We start from the raw sequence: 15219 nt of genomic DNA on the forward strand, positions 1-15219 counted from the left end.
CGCACCGCGCCGACGGAAGGGCCGCACGGGCCCCGAGGTTTACCCCAGCCTTCGCCGGGCGTTCACCCGTCCGGACCAGCGCGCCACCTAGCGTCGCACGCGCCTCACTCACCCGACCTCAGGAGTGGACATGCGTGGACTCATCGCCGGCGCCGTCGCCGCCGGCCTCGCCGCCGGGCTGGCGGTACCCGCCGCGGCACTGCCGGCCGGCACCCCGGCGCACCGCGACGACCGCCCGGGCCACCACGACGGCCCCGGCGGTCACGGCGGGCACGGCGGCCGCGGCGGGCCGTTCGACTTCGCCCCGCTCGCGGGCTCGGCGTACGGCGCCTCGACCACCGACTGGGCGCAGCCGTTCCTGCTCCCCCAGGGCTACACGCAGAGCCTCGTCGCCGACGAGACGGTCCTCGACGTGTACGCCGGCGCCGACGACCTCAGCGACATGACCACCGTCAACGAGACCGGCCGCCAGGCGGGCCGCTACCTCTACCGGACGCACGAGGTCGGCGAGAACGGCGCGGTCAGCGTCGTCGACCTGCGCACCGGCGAGGCCGAGGTCATCGCGCAGGACGCCGGCTGGCGCCGCCTCGACGGCCTCGAGTGGACGCCCTGGGGCACCCTGCTCTTCGCCGAGGAGACCACCGGCGGCCGCCTGTTCGAGGCGTTCCTCGACCCGCACGACCCGACGGTCGTCACGCGCATCGAGGCGCGCCCGCAGGTCGGCATCCTGCGCCACGAGGGCATCGCCGCCACGCGCGACGCCGTCTACGTGGTCGACGAGCTGAACGGCGGCTCGATCTACAAGTTCGTCCCGGCCCGGCGCGGGGACCTCTCGCAGGGCCAGCTCTACGCCCTGAAGCTCACCGGACTGTCCGACGCCGACCAGCTCTGGAACCCGGCCACCTACCCCACCAAGGTCGGCGACCTCGACTGGGTGCCGCTGGACATGGCGCAGGTCGTCGTGGACGGCGACGCCGCCGCGAACGCGGTCGGGGCCACGGAGTTCGGCCGGCCGGAGGACCTCCAGGTGATCGGCGACACGCTCTACGTGGCGAACACGAGCGAGGACCGCGTCATCGCGATCGACCTGCGCGCCGAGCGCGTCACCGGGTTCGTCGAGGCCGGCGTGAACGTGCCCGTCGAGGACGCCGCCAACGGCGTCACCGGCTTCAACTCGCCGGACAACCTCGCGGCGACGGCGGACGGCCGCCTGATCGTGATCGAGGACAACGTGCCCAGCGACATCTGGTTCGCCGGCGCCGACCGCAACCGCGACGGCGTCGCCGACCGTGTGGACCTGTTCGCCTCCCTGGTCGACCCGGGCGCCGAGGGCTCCGGCATCTACGTCGGGACCGACCCGCGCACGCTGTACGTCAACGTGCAGCACCCGGACAAGCCGCAGGCGGACGGCACCTGGCGCATCTCGCGCGGCTGACCAGCGGCTGAGCAGCGGCTGACCAGCGGCTGAGCAGCGGCTGACCAGCGGCTGAGCACGACGCGCGGCGCCGGTCGGGGCGATCCCCGGCCGGCGCCGCGCGTCGTGCCGCTGGTCCCCGTACCGCCGTCCCCGCTGTCAGGGGCGCAGCAGCACCTTGATCGCGCGGCGCTCGTGCATGGCGGCGTAGCCGGCCGCGACGTCGGCCAGCGGGAGCTCCAGGTCGAAGACCGGCGACGGGTCGAGGCGCCCGGCCAGCACGTCCGCCATCAGCTCGGGCAGGTACGCGCGCACGGGCGCCACTCCCCCGTGCACCGAGACGTTCCGGCCGAACATCGGCCAGTGCGGCAGGGCCGTGACCTCGACGGGCACGCCCACGTACCCGACCGTCCCGCCCGGCCGCGCGAGCCCGACGGCCGTCTCCCACGAGAGCTGCGTGCCGACGCACTCGAGCACGTGCGGCACGCCGAGCCCCTCGGTCAGGTCCCGCACCGCGGCCACGGCGTCCTCGCCGCGCTCCGCGACGACGTCCGTCGCCCCGAATGCCCGGCCGAGCGCCGACCGGTCCTCGTGGCGGCTCATGAGGATGACGCGCTCAGCGCCTAGCCGACGCGCGGCCAGCACGCCGCAGAGCCCGACGGCGCCGTCGCCCACCACCGCGACCGCCGAGCCGGGGCGCACGCCCGCGGCCAGCGCGGCGTGGTGCCCGGTGCCCATGACGTCGCTGAGCGTGAGCAGCGCGGCGAGCCGCTCGTCGTCGGGCGCCACGGGCGCGGCGACCAGCGTGCCGTCCGCCTGCGGGACGCGCACCGCCTCGCCCTGCCCTGCGTCGACGCCGGGCCCGCCCCAGTCCCCGCCGTGCAGGCACGACGTGTGCACGCCGGCGCGGCAGTTCGGGCACGTCCCGTCGCTCCAGACGAACGGCGCCACGACGACGTCGCCGGGCCGCACCGTCACGACGTCGGCCCCGACCTCCTCCACGACGCCCACGAACTCGTGGCCGATCCGCCCCGGCCCGCCCTCGCGGGGACCCGGGCGCCGGTACCCCCACAGGTCCGAGCCGCAGATGCACGAGACGAGCACCCGCACGATCGCGTCCGTCGGCTCCACCAGGACCGGGTCCGGCACCTCCTGGAGCCGGACGTCGAAGCCACCGTGGATCACCGTCGCGCGCATGGGCCCATCCTGCCGTGCGCGCGACGGTGCTCCGACACGGTCAGGGCAGCTCGCGGCCCGTCAGCCGCCGGTACGCCTCGAGGTACCGCTCGCGCGTGTGCTCCACGACGTCGGCCGGGAGCGGGGGCGGCGGCAGCTCAGCCTTGCGGTCCCAGCCCGACGCCGGCGACGTGAGCCAGTCGCGCAGGTACTGCTTGTCGAAGCTCGGCTGCGCGCGGCCGGGCTGCCACGTGTCCGCGGGCCAGAAGCGCGAGGAGTCGGGCGTGAAGATCTCGTCGCCCAGCACGATCTGCCCGCGGTTCGGACCGTCCAGCGCCCGGCCGAACTCGAGCTTCGTGTCCGCGAGGATGATCCCGCGCGCCCGGGTCAGCTCCTCGGCCCGCGCGTACGCGGCGAGCGTGAGGTCGCGCAGCACCGCCGCGTCCTCCGCGCCGACCGTCGCGGCGACCGCCTCGAACGAGACGTTCTCGTCGTGCTCGCCGATGGCCGCCTTCGTGGCCGGCGTGAAGATCGCCTCGGGCAGCCGCGAGCCGTCCTCCAGGCCGCCCGGCAGCGGGATGCCGCACACCTCGCCCGACGTGCGGTACTCGACCAGGCCGGAGCCGGTGAGGTACCCGCGCGCGACGCACTCGACGGGGAACATGTCCAGGCGCCGGCAGACCATCGCGCGGCCGGCCACGGCCTCGGGCACGCCCGTCGGGCCCGTCTCGGCTGTCACCAGGTGGTGCCCGACCAGCCCCTCGAGCTGCTCGAACCACCACAGGGTGAGCTGGGTCAGCACGCGCCCCTTGTCGGGGATCGTCGTCGGCAGGACGAAGTCGTAGGCGCTGATCCGGTCGCTCGCGACGACGAGGACGACGTCGCCGTGCTCCGCCGCGACGGCGGAGCCGTCAGCGGGCAGGTACAGGTCGCGGACCTTGCCCGAGTAGGTGTGCACCCAGCCCGGCAGCTCGATGGGCGTGACGCCCGTCAGCCCGGCGCTCACGCGACGATCTCCACGGGCGTGCCGAGCGGCAGCCCGAACTCGGTGACCATGCGCGTGATGTCCGCGTCGAGCATCCGGATGCACCCGTGCGAGGCGTCCGTGCCGACGGTCTCCGGCTCGTTCGTGCCGTGGATGCCGATGACGCCGGTACCACCGGCGAACGACTCCAGCACCGGCGAGTAGCCGGACAGCCCGTACGCGTAGGCGCCGTACGTGCCGCCCGGCGTCGGGGGCTGGAGCAGCTCCTTGATGTAGTACACGCCGCCAGGCGTGGGCACCTCGTCGCGGCCGACGCCGACAGGTACGTCCATGACCACCTCGTTCCCCTTGTGCAGCAGCAGTCGATGCTCGGTCAGCCGGACCTCGATCCGGTAGTCGGTCGTCGCCAGGTTGACGTCCGACAGACGCACCCAACCAGAGGAGCCGTTCGGCCGCACGGGGAGGTACACGTGCAGCCAGCTGTCCTCCTGCTCGATCACCAGGAACGTCAGGGGGATCTGCCCGGGCAGTGACACGACCTGCTCGGCGGTGATCGTCTGCTCCACCGGGAACTGGTTCGGCTCGGTGAAGATCTCGATGGCGTCCTCGGTCGCCGTCGCGATCACGGCGGGCGCGGGGCCCTCGGGCGTGGGGGACGCGGAGGGCTCGGGGCTCTGCGACGTGGTCGCGGTGGGGGTGGCGGACGGCGTCGGCGCGGCGTCCGTGTCGTCGGACGAGCCCGAGCAACCGGCGACCAGGGCGACCGTGAGGAGGGCGACGGAGAGCGCGCCGGCGGCGCGGGAGCGGTGCATGGGCGACAAGGTACCTGCGGCCCCGGGAGGGGACGAAACGGACTCGTCCGGTCGGTGGACCCCGCCCGTCGTCAGAGGACCGGGAGCTCCGGCATCCGCGCGGCGATGTCGCTGCGGTGGTGCGAGCCCCGCAGCGCGATCCGCTCGACACCCGCGTAGGCCGCGGCCCGCGCAGCCTCGATGTCGGCCCCCGTGCCGACCACCGACAGGACGCGGCCGCCCGCCGAGACGAGCGTGCCGTCGTCGGTCAGGGTGGTCCCCGCGTGCAGCACGTGGACGCCGGGCAGCGCCTCGGCGTCGGCCGCGCCGTCGATGGGGTCGCCCGCGCGCACCGAGCCCGGGTACCCGTGCGCGGCGACGACGACGGTCACCGCGGCGTCGGGCCGCCAGTGCAGGCGCGTGGCCTGGTCGAGCGTCCCCTGCGCGGCGGCGAGAAGGACGGGCGCGAGGGGCGTCTCGAGCCGCGGGAGGACGACCTGCGTCTCCGGGTCGCCGAACCGCGCGTTGAACTCGATGACGCGCACGCCACGGCGGGTCAGCGCGAGCCCGCAGTACAGGACCCCGACGAACGGGATGCCCCGGTGCCGCATCTCGTCGACGGTCGGCTGCGCGACCCGCGCGACGACCTCGTCGGTCAGGTCGTCGGGCGCCCACGGCAGCGGCGAGTAGGCGCCCATGCCGCCGGTGTTCGGGCCGGCGTCGCCGTCGAGCGCACGCTTGAAGTCCTGCGCCGGGGCCAGGGGGACGACCGTCGTGCCGTCGCTGAGGCAGAACAGCGAGACCTCCGGGCCGTCGAGGTACTCCTCGACCAGCACGGTGCCCCCGGGCCGCCGGCCGATGCAGGCGAGCGCGTGCGCGAGGGCCTCGGCCCGGTCGTCGGTGACGACGACGCCCTTGCCCGCCGCGAGCCCGTCGTCCTTGACGACGTACGGCGCCCCGAACGCGTCGAGCGCGTCGGCCACCTCGTCGGCGGTCGCGCACACGTGCGCCATCGCCGTCGGGACGCCGGCCTGCGCCATGACGTCCTTCGCGAACGCCTTGGAGCCCTCGAGCTGGGCCGCCTCGGCGCTCGGGCCGAAGCACGGGATGCCCGCTGCCCGGACGGCGTCGGCGACACCCGCGACCAGCGGCGCCTCCGGCCCGACGACGACGAGGTCCGCCGCGAGCTCCGTCGCCAGCGCCGCCACGGCGTCGCCGTCGAGCGGGTCCACCGCGTGGCAGGTGGCGAGCGCGGCGATGCCGGGGTTGCCCGGCGCCGCGTGCAGCTCGGGCGGCATGGCGTCGGGGCCGGTCGAGCCGGCACCGCCGGCGAGCGCGGTCACGACGGCGTGCTCACGCGCACCGGACCCGATGACGAGGATCTTCACGGGCGGTCAGCCTAGCGAGCCCGGCGGGTCAGCCCAGCAGGTCGTGCCGGACGATCGTCGCGTCGCGGCCGGGGCCGACGCCGATCGCGGACACCCGCGTCCCGCTCATCTCCTCGAGCGCGAGAACGTAGCGCTGCGCGTTCACGGGGAGCTCCTCGAAGGTGCGGCAGTGCGAGATGTCCTCCCACCAGCCGTCGAGCTCCTCGTAGACCGGCGTCGCGTGGTGGAACGCGCTCTGGTCGGCGGGCATCTCGTCGTGCCGCACGCCGTCGACGTCGTAGGCGACGCAGACCGGCACCTTGTCGAGCCCGGTGAGCACGTCCAGTTTGGTCAGGACCAGGTCGGTGAGGCCGTTCACGCGCGAGGAGTACCGGGCGATCACCGCGTCGTACCACCCGCAGCGACGCGGGCGACCGGTCGTCACGCCGTACTCGCCGCCGGTCTTGCGCAGCCACTCGCCGGTGTCGTCGTGCAGCTCGGTCGGGAACGGGCCCTCGCCGACGCGCGTCGTGTAGGCCTTGATCACACCGACCACGCGGTCGATCCGCGTGGGCCCGACGCCGGACCCGGTGCACGCGCCGCCCGCGGTCGCGCTCGAGGACGTGACGAACGGGTAGGTGCCGTGGTCGACGTCGAGCATCGTCGCCTGGCCGGCCTCGAACAGGACGGTGCGGCCCTGGTCGAGGGCGGAGTTCAGCACGAGCGGGGTGTCCGCGACCATCGGCCGCAGCCGCTCGGCGTAGGACAGGAGGTGCTCGAGCGTCTCCTCCACCGTGATCGCGCGCCGGTTGTAGACCTTCACCAGCAGGTGGTTCTTCTGGTCCAGCGAGCCCTCGATCTTCTGCGCGAGGATGTGCTCGTCGAAGAGGTCCTGCACGCGGATGCCGAGGCGGTTGATCTTGTCGGCGTAGGCGGGGCCGATCCCGCGGCCGGTGGTGCCGATCTTCCGCTTGCCGAGGAACCGCTCGGTGACCTTGTCGATGGTCTGGTGGTACGGCGCGATGATGTGCGCCGCGGACGACACCAGCAGCCTCGAGGTGTCCACGCCGCGCGCCGAGATGGCGTCGAGCTCGGCGAAGAGCACGGCCAGGTCGACGACGACGCCGTTGCCGATCACCGGGGTCACCCCGGGCGAGAGGATGCCGGACGGCAGCAGGTGCAGCGCGTACTTCTCGCCGTCGATGACGACCGTGTGGCCGGCGTTGTTGCCGCCGTTGAACTTGACGACGTAGTCGACGCGGGAGCCGAGCTGGTCGGTGGCCTTGCCCTTGCCCTCGTCACCCCACTGGGCGCCGAGCACGACGACGGCTGGCATGACTGTCTCCCTCCAGGCGTCCTGACGATCGCCGCGACGAGGCTACTCGCTGCCGCCCGGCGCGGCGGCGCTGTCCGCGCCCGGCCCCGGCACTCCGCCCGACGTGCGGGCCCGGGGAGCCGGGGTTACATTCGTCGCGCCCGGGGCCCCGCCGGGCGAAGGAGCCCCGGCCCATGATCGAGATCGCGACCTCCCCGACGACGACGACCATCACCGTCACCGGGGACCTCGACCTGATGGAGCGCGAGCAGTTCCCCGAGATCGCCGCGCGCGTGACCGGCCTCCGCCGTCAGCTGCTCGTCATCGACATGTGCCGCGTCAGCTTCATGGACTCCACCGGGGCGGCGTTCCTCATCTCCCTTGCCGACGCCGGGCGCAAGCGCGGTGGCGCGACGGCCCTGCGGGGCTGCAGCGACCGCGACCTCTTCGTGCTCGAGGTCTGCGGCGCCCTGGAGCTGTTCCGCGTCGACGAGGGCCACGCCTGCCCCCCGCTCGTCGCCCCGGGCCTCGTCTAGCCCTGCGGCGTCTCGCCCTGCGGCGTCTCGCCCGGCGGCGCCTCGCCCTGCGCCGGGCGGCCCGACCGCGCCGTGCGGAAGTCCTGCGGGCGCACGCGCGCCCAGACCAGCTTGCCCTCCCCCGACGGCCGCCAGCCCCACTCGCCCAGCCGCTCGACGATCCGCATGCCGAACCCTCCGACGCGACCGGGGTGCCCGTCCGTGGCCACCGGCGGCGCGGGGTTGGCGTCCTCCACCTCGATCTGCAGGCCGTCGCCGGTGTCGTAGAGCCGCAGCACCACGTGCCCCCACCCGTGCATGACCGCGTTCGCGACCAGCTCGGAGACCACCAGCTCGGCGCTCGCCGCACCCTCGATCCCCCACGCCTGGCACGTGCGCACGACGGCGTGCCGCGCCCGGGCGATGGAGGCCGGCTCGCTCGGCAGCGACCAGCGCCGACGGCGGGGCGCGCCGTTGCCCGTCGGCTCGGCACCGGGGTCCGGTATCCGCACGACGACGACCGCGACGTCGTCCTCGGGCGCGTCGGCGAGGCGCGACAGGAGCTCCTCGCCCACGCCCGCCGCGTCGGTGCCGCGCGTCCCGGCGCCGATGCGCGCGAGCGCGTCCAGCCCGTCGCGCAGCGTGCGGTCCCGGCGCTCGATGAGGCCGTCCGTGTACAGCACCAGGACGTCGCCCGAGCGGAGGTGCGCCGTCGCCGTCCCCCGGCCGCCGGAGCCGAAGCCGACGAGCGGTCCGCCCGCCTCGTCGAGCCGGACGACGCCGCCCGCGCCCATGACCAGGGGCGGCAGGTGCCCGGCCCGCGAGTACCGCACGTGCCAGCCGTCGTCGCGCCGGGCGAGCGTCGCCAGCACCAGGCTGGCCGAGCGTGGGATCCGCATGCCCGAGACGAGCTGGTCGACGCGGTCGAGCACCGCACCGGGGTCGGCGCTGTCGAAGACGTAGGAGCGGACCACCGAGCGCAGCTGCCCCATGGCGGCCGCCGCCTCGACGTCGTGCCCGACGACGTCCCCGACGACCACCGCGACGAGGTCGGGCGAGACCTGCAGCACGTCGTACCAGTCGCCGCCGACCTGGGCGTGCCCGGACGCGGGCGCGTAGTAGGTCCACACGTCGAGGTCACGGATCTCGGCCTGCTCGGGCAGCATCGCCCGCTGGAGCGTCTCGGCCAGCCGGTGCTCGCGCGCGTAGAGGCGCACGTTCTCGACCGCCATCCCGACCCGCCGCACGACCAGGTAGAGGACCGTCCGGGCGTGCTGGTCCAGCCCGGCCAGCCCGTCCCCCTGCCGGGGCACGGTGACGAGCGCGCCCAGCACCCGCCGTCGTCCCTGCACCGCGTGCACGACGACGCTGCGCGGCCCGTGCGCGCAAGGCGGCACCGCGGCGCGCAGGCGGCGCGCGAGGGCAGCGGTCGCCCCGCCGGGGTGCTCGGCGTCCACGGCGAGCTCGATCGGCCCCTCGACGACCCCGTCGAGCAGGTCCTGGACCGGGTCGGCGCCGCCCGGGCGCTCCTCGTCCGCGCCGCGCCGACGGCGTGGGGCCGGCGCGTGGTGATGCGCGGCGTCGATCCCGTCGACCGCGCGCAGCCCGCCGTCGTCGAGGAAGAAGCCGGACCAGGCCACCACGTCGGGCCGCAGCAGCGCCGCGATCTCGCGGAGCACGTACGGGTCGTCGACGTCGGACAGCAGGTCCGACACCTGCGAGACCAGCGCGAGGCCGGTGCGCGCACGCCGCTCCTGCTCGATCGACTCCTGCTGCGCGGCGGAGTGGCGCACCTGGTCCGTGACGTCCACCTGCAGGCCGACCCAGTGCGTGACCGCACCGTCGGCGTCGGGCACGGGCGAGACCGAGACCTGGTTCCAGAAGGGCGAGCCGTCCTTGCGGTAGTTCAGGACCGTCACGGTCGTCGAGGTGGCCGCGCGCACGGCCTCGCCGATCCGGTGCGCCTCCGACAGGTCGGTCCCGGGACCGTGCAGGAACGACGGGCTCCGCCCGACCGCCTCCGCCAGCGTGTACCCGGTGGTGCGGGTGAACGCGTCGTTGACCCAGACGATCGGCGCGCCGGGCTCCGCCCGCGTGATCACCACGGACACCTCCGCGGCGCGCAGCGCGCGGTCGCGCACGGGCACCAGCGGGTCGTCGGTCCCATGCACCTGCACGACGCGCGGGTCCCCGGCGGCGTCGCCCGCGAAGGGGCGCGGTCCTCGATTGACCACCACCACCTCCGATCGTCTAGCGTTCGACCAGACGCCTCACGGGCCTCGGCCGCCCGTCCCTGCGGGACGACGGGCGGCCGAGGCCCGGCGATCCGAGGGGGAGCGACGTGCACGACGCTAACAAGCCGACGCCGAAGGACGGCACGTCAGGCGCGGCGGGACCCTCGGTCGAGCACCCGTCAGCGCAGGCTGTCACACCCCCCGACGCCGCGCCCGTCGAGACGCCTGTCGAGATGGCCGACGTGCCGGTGGTCCTCGACCTGCCGGCGGAGCCCGCCTCGGTCCACGTCATCGTGATGCGCGACCGGACGCGCATCGTCGTCTCCGGGGAGGTCGACGCCGACCTGTCCGCGGACCTGCAGGAGGCGACCTCCGACGCCGAGGCGACCGGCCTGCCCATCGAGGTCGACGCGCAGCACGTGACGTTCATGGACTCGTCCGGGATCGCGTTCCTCGCGCGACTCGCGTCCCGCAGCGCGGAGCGCGTGCGCGTGCTGCACGCGCCGGAGACGGTGCGGTTCCTGCTCGAGGTGACGAAGATCGGCGACCTGCTGGACCTGGTCGACGAGCCCGAGGCCGGCGAGCCCGACGCCGACGCGCCCGACCACGGCCTGCCCACGATCCCGCGCCCGACGCCCCCGGACGTCGTCGCCTGACGGCGGCGCGCCGCCCGCCCGGCCCGCGCGTCCGCCCCGCACGCGAACGGCGCCCGCCACCGTGAGGTGACGGGCGCCGTCGTGCGTGCGGCGGTGCCGGCTCGTCAGAGCTTGTGGCCCGCGGAGCGCAGCTGCTGGCAGGCCTCGGCGATGCGCGCGGCCATGCCGGCCTCGGCGAGCTTGCCCCAGGCGCGCGGGTCGTAGGCCTTCTTGTTGCCGACCTCGCCGTCGATCTTCAGCACGCCGTCGTAGTTCTTGAACATGTGCTCGACGACCGGACGCGTGAACGCGTACTGGGTGTCGGTGTCGATGTTCATCTTGATGACGCCGTTGTCGACCGCCTCGGCGATCTCCGCGGCCGTGGAGCCCGAGCCGCCGTGGAAGACCAGGTCGAACGGCTTGTCCTTGCCGAGCGAGGCGCCGACGGCGTCCTGGATCTCCTTGAGGATGGCCGGGCGCAGCTTGACGGCGCCGGGCTTGTAGACGCCGTGCACGTTGCCGAAGGTCAGGGCCGTCATGTAGCGGCCCTTCTCGCCCGAGCCGAGCGCGGCGACGGTCTTCAGGCCGTCCTCGACCGTCGTGTAGAGCTTCTCGTTGATGGCAGCCTCGTGGCCGTCCTCCTCGCCACCGACGACGCCGACCTCGATCTCGAGGATGGTGCGCGCGGCCTGCGAGAGCTCGAGGAGCTCCGCGGCGATGACCAGGTTCTCGTCCAGCGGGATGTCCGAGCCGTCGAACATGTGCGACTGGAAGGTGGGCAGCTTGCCCTCCTTGACCTGCTGCGCCTCGATGGCGAGCAGCGGGCGCACCCAGGTGTCGAGGTTCTTCTTCACGCAGTGGTCGGTGTGCAGCGCGACCGTGATCGGGTAGCCCTTGGCGACCTCGGCGGCGTAGGCCGCGAGCGCCATGGTGCCCGCGACGCGGTCCTTGACCGTCGAGCCGGAGGCGTACTCGGCGCCGCCGACGGAGACCTGGATGATGCCGTCGGACTCGGCCTCGGCGAAGCCCTGGAGGGCCGCGGTGACCGTCTGCGACGAGGTGATGTTGACGGCGGGGTACGCGAAGGAACCGGCCTTCGCGCGGTCGAGCATCTCGGCGTAGACCTCGGGGGTGGCGATGGCCATGAAGACTCCCTGATGTTCGTGGGTGGGTTCGCGCTCATCGTCCCACGGAACAGGCCCGCCCACGGCGGGACCTCGGACCGGGGCGGGCGCCCGCGCGACCCGGGCTGCCGCTGCCGGTGGGGCCGCCGGTGCGGCCGCTGGTGGCGGGCGGTATTTCGGTCGACTCACGGGGGTAGCCGCACGTACGTTCGACGCGTGGATCAGCTCGAGCGTTACCTGGCCTTTCGCGCCCTTGCCGCCGACCCGGAGACCCCGGTCCGGCGTGCGTCGCGGCGCGCCCACCGTCAAGCCGTCGCGACCCGCCGGGCGGAGTACGCCCGCATCGTGACCGCCCGCGAGCAGGTGCTCGTCGGCACTGCCGTCGAGGAGCTGCGCCGCAGCGACGTCGCACTGGCCGGCTGACCCCGGCCGTCACGGGCCCGGCACCCTCGCGGTGCCGGGCCCTTGACATGTCCACCCTCATGCCGGCGCCAACTAGATAGACACGCATACTAGTTGGCCGTACTGTCTACCTGTGCCCGACGAGATGGTCTCCCCCGCCGACGAGCCCTGGCCAGGCGACTGGCTGCGCGGCGTCCTCGGCCTGTGCGTCCTGCACGCCCTCGCCGACGGCCCCACGTACGGCTACGCGCTCGCCGTGCGGCTCGCCGAGCACGGCCTGGGCCCCATCAAGGGCGGCACGCTCTACCCCCTGCTCAGCCGGTTCGAGCAGCTCGGCCTGGTCGACGTCGAGTGGCGGGCGGGCGACGGCGGTCCCGGCCGCAAGTACTACCGCCTGACCGACGAGGGACGCACCGCGCTCGCCTCCGGTGCCGAGCAGTGGGCCCGCTTCGCGGCCGTCACCACCGCCTTCATGACCGCCCCGAAGGAGACACCATGACCAGGGACCGTCGCGCCGCCCGCCTCGACCGGTTCGAGGTGGAGCGCGCGCTCGCGCCGCACGTGGACCCCGAGTGGGCCGAGGCGGCGATCCTCGAGCTGCGCCTGCTGGGCGTGGCCGGCGACCGCATCGGCGCCGCGCTCGCCGAGGTCGACGCGCACTGCCTCGACAGCGGCGAGCCCGCGGCGGAGGCGTTCGGCGACCCCGTCGCCTACGCCCGCAGCCTCGACCTCCCGGCCGAGGACGCCTCCCGCCGCGGCGTCCTCCTCGCGGCCCTCCCGCCGCTGCTCCAGGTCCTCGGGATGCTCGTGGCGCTCGCGGGCGTGACCGCCCTGCGGCGCGACACGTCGCTCGAGATCACGACGGGCGTCGCGGCGATGGTGGCGATGCTGCTGGTCTGCGTCGCGATCGTGGCGCTGCGGGACACCGCGGTGCTGCGTCTGCTGATCCACCACCCGCTCGTCGCCGGCGTCGCGCTCGCCCTGGCGGTGGGCACGATGGCCGCCGTCGCCGCGCTGGGTTCCGGCACGCTCGTGGCCCTCCCGGCCGTCCCCGGGCTCGTCGTCGGCGTCGCCACGCTCGCGGCCGCGACCGCGTGGAGCCGGCGTCGGCACGAGGCGGACGAGTCCCCGCTCGTCGCGCCGACCGGTCCCACCCCCGCGTGGCGCGGCGCCCGGCTGACCCGGCTCCTCACCATCTGGCAGGTCCCCGCCACGGCCGTGCTGCTCGGCGCCGTCGCCTGGTTCCTCGCCTGAGGCGAGCCGGCACCGGCCGGCGCCCGCCCGCGGTCAGGCCCAGCGCGTCACCCAGGCGTGCATGGCGATGGCGGCGGCCGCGCCCGCGTTGATCGACCGCGTCGAGCCGAACTGCCGGATGTGCAGGACGGCGTCGCACGCCTCCTGCGCCTGCGGTGACAGCCCGGTGCCCTCCTGGCCGAACAGCAGCACGCACGCCCGCGGCAACGGGTACCCCTCCAGCGGCACCGAGCCGGGCACGTTGTCGACGCCGATCAGCGGGAGCCCGGCCTCGCGCGCCCACGCGACCAGGGCGCCGACGTCGGGGTGGTGCCGCAGGTGCTGGTACCTGTCGGTGACCATCGCGCCCCGGCGGTTCCAGCGCCGCCGGCCCACGATGTGCACCTCGGCGGCCAGGAACGCGTTCGCCGTGCGCACGACGGACCCGATGTTCAGGTCGTGCGCCCAGTTCTCGATCGCGACGTGGAACGGGTGCCGCCGCGCGTCGAGGTCCGCGACGATCGCCTCGACCGTCCAGTACCGGAACGCGTCGACGACGTTGCGCCGGTCGCCCTGCGCGAGCAGCTCGGGGTCGTAGCGCGGGTCGAGCGGGGCGTCCGCCCCCGGCCCGACGCGCGGCCACGCCGCCTCGCCGCCCGGCCACGGCCCGACGCCGACCTCGTCCGGCGGTCCCGGCGTCGGCGCGTCGTCCGGGAACGGGTCGAGATGGCGACCGTGGACGGCCACGACTCAGACCCGCTCGTCGGTCAGCTCGACCCGCAGCGCGGCGGCCGCGGCCCGCGCCCGCTCGCGTGCCTGGACGACGTCGGCGCCCCGGGCGACCGTGACCGCGACCCGCCGCCGCCCCGCCACCCGCGGCTTGCCGAACAGCCGCACCTGCGACGTCGGGACCGCGAGCGCCGCGTCCACGCCGACGAACCGGGGCACGCCCTGCCCCTCCGCCAGCACCGCGCACGACGCCGCCGCGCCCTCGCCCGCGCCGACGCCGAGCCGGAGGGGCTGGTGCACCGGGAGCCCGAGCACGGCCCGCGCGTGCAGCGCGAACTCCGACAGATCCTGGGACGCGAGCGTCACCAGGCCCGTGTCGTGCGGCCGCGGCGAGACCTCGGAGAAGAGCACCCGGTCGCCGACGACGAACAGCTCCACGCCGAACACGCCCCACCCGCCGAGGGCCTCGGTGACCCGGCGGGCCACCCGCTGCGCCTCGGCCAGGACGCCGTCCGGCAGCGGTGCCGGCTGCCAGGACTCCCGGTAGTCACCGTCCACCTGGACGTGCCCGATCGGGTCGCAGAACACCGTGCCGCCGGTGTGCCGCACGGTGAGCAGCGTGATCTCCGAGTCGAACTCGACGAACCCCTCGACGATGCACCGCACGGCCCGGCCCGCGGTGGCGACGCGGCCCCCGGTCTGCGCGTACTGCCAGGCCCGCGCGACGTCGTCGGGCGTGCGCACCACGGACTGGCCCTTGCCGGAGGACGACATCACCGGCTTGACGACGCACGGCAGGCCGACGGCGCCCGTCGCCGCGCGCAGCTCCGCCTCGGACTCCACGAACCGGTAGGGCGACGTGGCCAGGCCCAGCTCCTCGGCGGCGAGCCGCCGGATGCCCTCCCGGTCCATCGTGAGCCGGGTGGCGCGCGCCGTCGGCACCACGCGCACGCCGGCGGCCTCGACCTCGGCCAGCGCGCCCGTGGCGATCGCCTCGATCTCCGGCACGACGACGTCGGGCGCCTCCGCCGCGAGCACGGCGCGCAGCGCGTCGGCGTCGAGCATGTCCACGACGTGCGCGCGGTGCGCCACCTGCATCGCGGGCGCGTGGGCGTACCGGTCGACGGCGATCACCTCGGCGCCGAGCCGCTGCAGCTCGATCGCCACCTCCTTGCCCAGCTCACCGGACCCGAGCAGCACGACGCGCGTCGCGCCGGGGCTCAGCGGGGTGCCGAGGGTGACGGGCTGTGGGAGGGCGAGGGCGTCGGTCATGGCATCGATCCTGTCAGCGGGGTGCAC

At 74.8% G+C, this 15219-nt stretch carries 15 protein-coding genes; 6 read left to right on the forward strand and 9 right to left on the reverse strand.

Annotation, left to right across the window (positions count from 1 at the left end; genetic code table 11):
- Positions 1 to 130 precede the first annotated feature (130 nt).
- On the forward strand, positions 131 to 1435 hold the full coding sequence (locus AFE02nite_RS10545; RefSeq protein ID WP_146819601.1) for an alkaline phosphatase PhoX: 1305 nt from the start codon (positions 131 to 133) through the stop codon (positions 1433 to 1435).
- 138 nt (positions 1436 to 1573) lie between these two features.
- On the opposite strand, the gene AFE02nite_RS10550 is transcribed toward AFE02nite_RS10545, so the two are convergent.
- The 5 genes from AFE02nite_RS10550 to AFE02nite_RS10570 form a co-directional block, all read right to left on the reverse strand.
- Positions 1574 to 2611: a zinc-dependent alcohol dehydrogenase family protein gene (locus tag AFE02nite_RS10550; RefSeq protein WP_034247635.1), complete on the reverse strand. Its 1038-nt coding sequence runs from the start codon at positions 2609 to 2611 to the stop codon at positions 1574 to 1576.
- Positions 2612 to 2651: 40 nt separating this feature from the next.
- Positions 2652 to 3596, reverse strand: a complete 945-nt coding sequence (locus tag AFE02nite_RS10555) for a phosphoribosylaminoimidazolesuccinocarboxamide synthase (RefSeq protein WP_261765575.1) — start codon at positions 3594 to 3596, stop codon at positions 2652 to 2654.
- Positions 3593 to 4387 (reverse strand): L,D-transpeptidase, encoded by a 795-nt coding sequence (locus tag AFE02nite_RS10560; protein ID WP_034247636.1) that lies wholly within the window; start codon positions 4385 to 4387, stop codon positions 3593 to 3595. Before AFE02nite_RS10560 ends, AFE02nite_RS10555 begins: the two co-directional genes overlap by 4 nt.
- A gap of 71 nt (positions 4388 to 4458) precedes the next feature.
- A complete protein-coding gene (gene purD, locus AFE02nite_RS10565) occupies positions 4459 to 5754 on the reverse strand; it encodes a phosphoribosylamine--glycine ligase (RefSeq protein ID WP_034247637.1) in 1296 nt (431 codons plus the stop codon).
- Positions 5755 to 5782: 28 nt separating this feature from the next.
- Complete coding sequence (locus AFE02nite_RS10570) at positions 5783 to 7069, reverse strand: adenylosuccinate synthase (protein ID WP_034247638.1); 1287 nt, start codon at positions 7067 to 7069, stop codon at positions 5783 to 5785.
- Between the two features lie 173 nt (positions 7070 to 7242).
- Between AFE02nite_RS10570 and AFE02nite_RS10575 the strand changes: the two genes are divergently transcribed.
- Positions 7243 to 7584: an STAS domain-containing protein gene (locus tag AFE02nite_RS10575; protein ID WP_034247640.1), complete on the forward strand. Its 342-nt coding sequence runs from the start codon at positions 7243 to 7245 to the stop codon at positions 7582 to 7584.
- Here the strand turns inward: AFE02nite_RS10575 and AFE02nite_RS10580 are convergent.
- Positions 7581 to 9797, reverse strand: a complete 2217-nt coding sequence (locus AFE02nite_RS10580) for a SpoIIE family protein phosphatase (protein ID WP_261765576.1) — start codon at positions 9795 to 9797, stop codon at positions 7581 to 7583. The two genes, AFE02nite_RS10575 and AFE02nite_RS10580, sit on opposite strands and share 4 nt — an antisense overlap.
- 107 nt (positions 9798 to 9904) lie before the next feature.
- Here AFE02nite_RS10580 and AFE02nite_RS10585 point away from each other — a divergent pair, with 107 nt between their 5' ends.
- The gene (locus tag AFE02nite_RS10585) at positions 9905 to 10453 is read left to right on the forward strand and encodes an STAS domain-containing protein (protein ID WP_307726045.1); all 549 of its coding nucleotides are present in this window, start codon (positions 9905 to 9907) and stop codon (positions 10451 to 10453) included.
- Positions 10454 to 10557: 104 nt separating this feature from the next.
- On the opposite strand, the gene fbaA is transcribed toward AFE02nite_RS10585, so the two are convergent.
- On the reverse strand, positions 10558 to 11577 hold the full coding sequence (gene fbaA, locus AFE02nite_RS10590) for a class II fructose-bisphosphate aldolase (protein ID WP_034249092.1): 1020 nt from the start codon (positions 11575 to 11577) through the stop codon (positions 10558 to 10560).
- Between the two features lie 195 nt (positions 11578 to 11772).
- Between fbaA and AFE02nite_RS10595 the strand changes: the two genes are divergently transcribed.
- From AFE02nite_RS10595 to AFE02nite_RS10605, 3 genes are all read left to right on the forward strand, one after another.
- Positions 11773 to 11979, forward strand: coding sequence for a hypothetical protein (locus AFE02nite_RS10595; protein ID WP_034249093.1), 207 nt, complete (start codon positions 11773 to 11775; stop codon positions 11977 to 11979).
- Between the two features lie 124 nt (positions 11980 to 12103).
- Entirely contained in the window at positions 12104 to 12457 is a 354-nt protein-coding gene (locus AFE02nite_RS10600; RefSeq protein ID WP_034249094.1) for a PadR family transcriptional regulator, read from the forward strand.
- On the forward strand, positions 12454 to 13212 hold the full coding sequence (locus AFE02nite_RS10605) for a hypothetical protein (protein WP_034249095.1): 759 nt from the start codon (positions 12454 to 12456) through the stop codon (positions 13210 to 13212). The genes AFE02nite_RS10600 and AFE02nite_RS10605 overlap by 4 nt, the downstream gene beginning before the upstream one ends.
- Before the next feature lie 33 nt (positions 13213 to 13245).
- Here AFE02nite_RS10605 and AFE02nite_RS10610 read toward each other — a convergent pair whose 3' ends face one another.
- Positions 13246 to 13938 (reverse strand): TrmH family RNA methyltransferase, encoded by a 693-nt coding sequence (locus tag AFE02nite_RS10610; protein ID WP_146819602.1) that lies wholly within the window; start codon positions 13936 to 13938, stop codon positions 13246 to 13248.
- A gap of 3 nt (positions 13939 to 13941) precedes the next feature.
- On the reverse strand, positions 13942 to 15192 hold the full coding sequence (purT, locus tag AFE02nite_RS10615; protein WP_146819603.1) for a formate-dependent phosphoribosylglycinamide formyltransferase: 1251 nt from the start codon (positions 15190 to 15192) through the stop codon (positions 13942 to 13944).
- Positions 15193 to 15219 lie beyond the last annotated feature (27 nt).

This window comes from Actinotalea fermentans, assembly GCF_007991475.1.
GTDB lineage: Bacteria > Actinomycetota > Actinomycetes > Actinomycetales > Cellulomonadaceae > Actinotalea > Actinotalea fermentans.

Excerpts from the sequence above, each read along its gene's own strand:
- AFE02nite_RS10545 (WP_146819601.1), top strand. The coding sequence starts at position 131 with ATGCGTGGACTCATCGCCGGCGCCGTCGCCGCCGGCCTCGCCGCCGGG.
- AFE02nite_RS10550 (WP_034247635.1), bottom strand. The coding sequence starts at position 2,611 with ATGCGCGCGACGGTGATCCACGGTGGCTTCGACGTCCGGCTCCAGGAG.
- AFE02nite_RS10560 (WP_034247636.1), bottom strand. The coding sequence starts at position 4,387 with ATGCACCGCTCCCGCGCCGCCGGCGCGCTCTCCGTCGCCCTCCTCACG.
- AFE02nite_RS10570 (WP_034247638.1), bottom strand. The coding sequence starts at position 7,069 with ATGCCAGCCGTCGTCGTGCTCGGCGCCCAGTGGGGTGACGAGGGCAAG.
- AFE02nite_RS10575 (WP_034247640.1), top strand. The coding sequence starts at position 7,243 with ATGATCGAGATCGCGACCTCCCCGACGACGACGACCATCACCGTCACC.
- fbaA (WP_034249092.1), bottom strand. The coding sequence starts at position 11,577 with ATGGCCATCGCCACCCCCGAGGTCTACGCCGAGATGCTCGACCGCGCG.
- AFE02nite_RS10600 (WP_034249094.1), top strand. The coding sequence starts at position 12,104 with ATGGTCTCCCCCGCCGACGAGCCCTGGCCAGGCGACTGGCTGCGCGGC.
- AFE02nite_RS10605 (WP_034249095.1), top strand. The coding sequence starts at position 12,454 with ATGACCAGGGACCGTCGCGCCGCCCGCCTCGACCGGTTCGAGGTGGAG.
- purT (WP_146819603.1), bottom strand. The coding sequence starts at position 15,192 with ATGACCGACGCCCTCGCCCTCCCACAGCCCGTCACCCTCGGCACCCCG.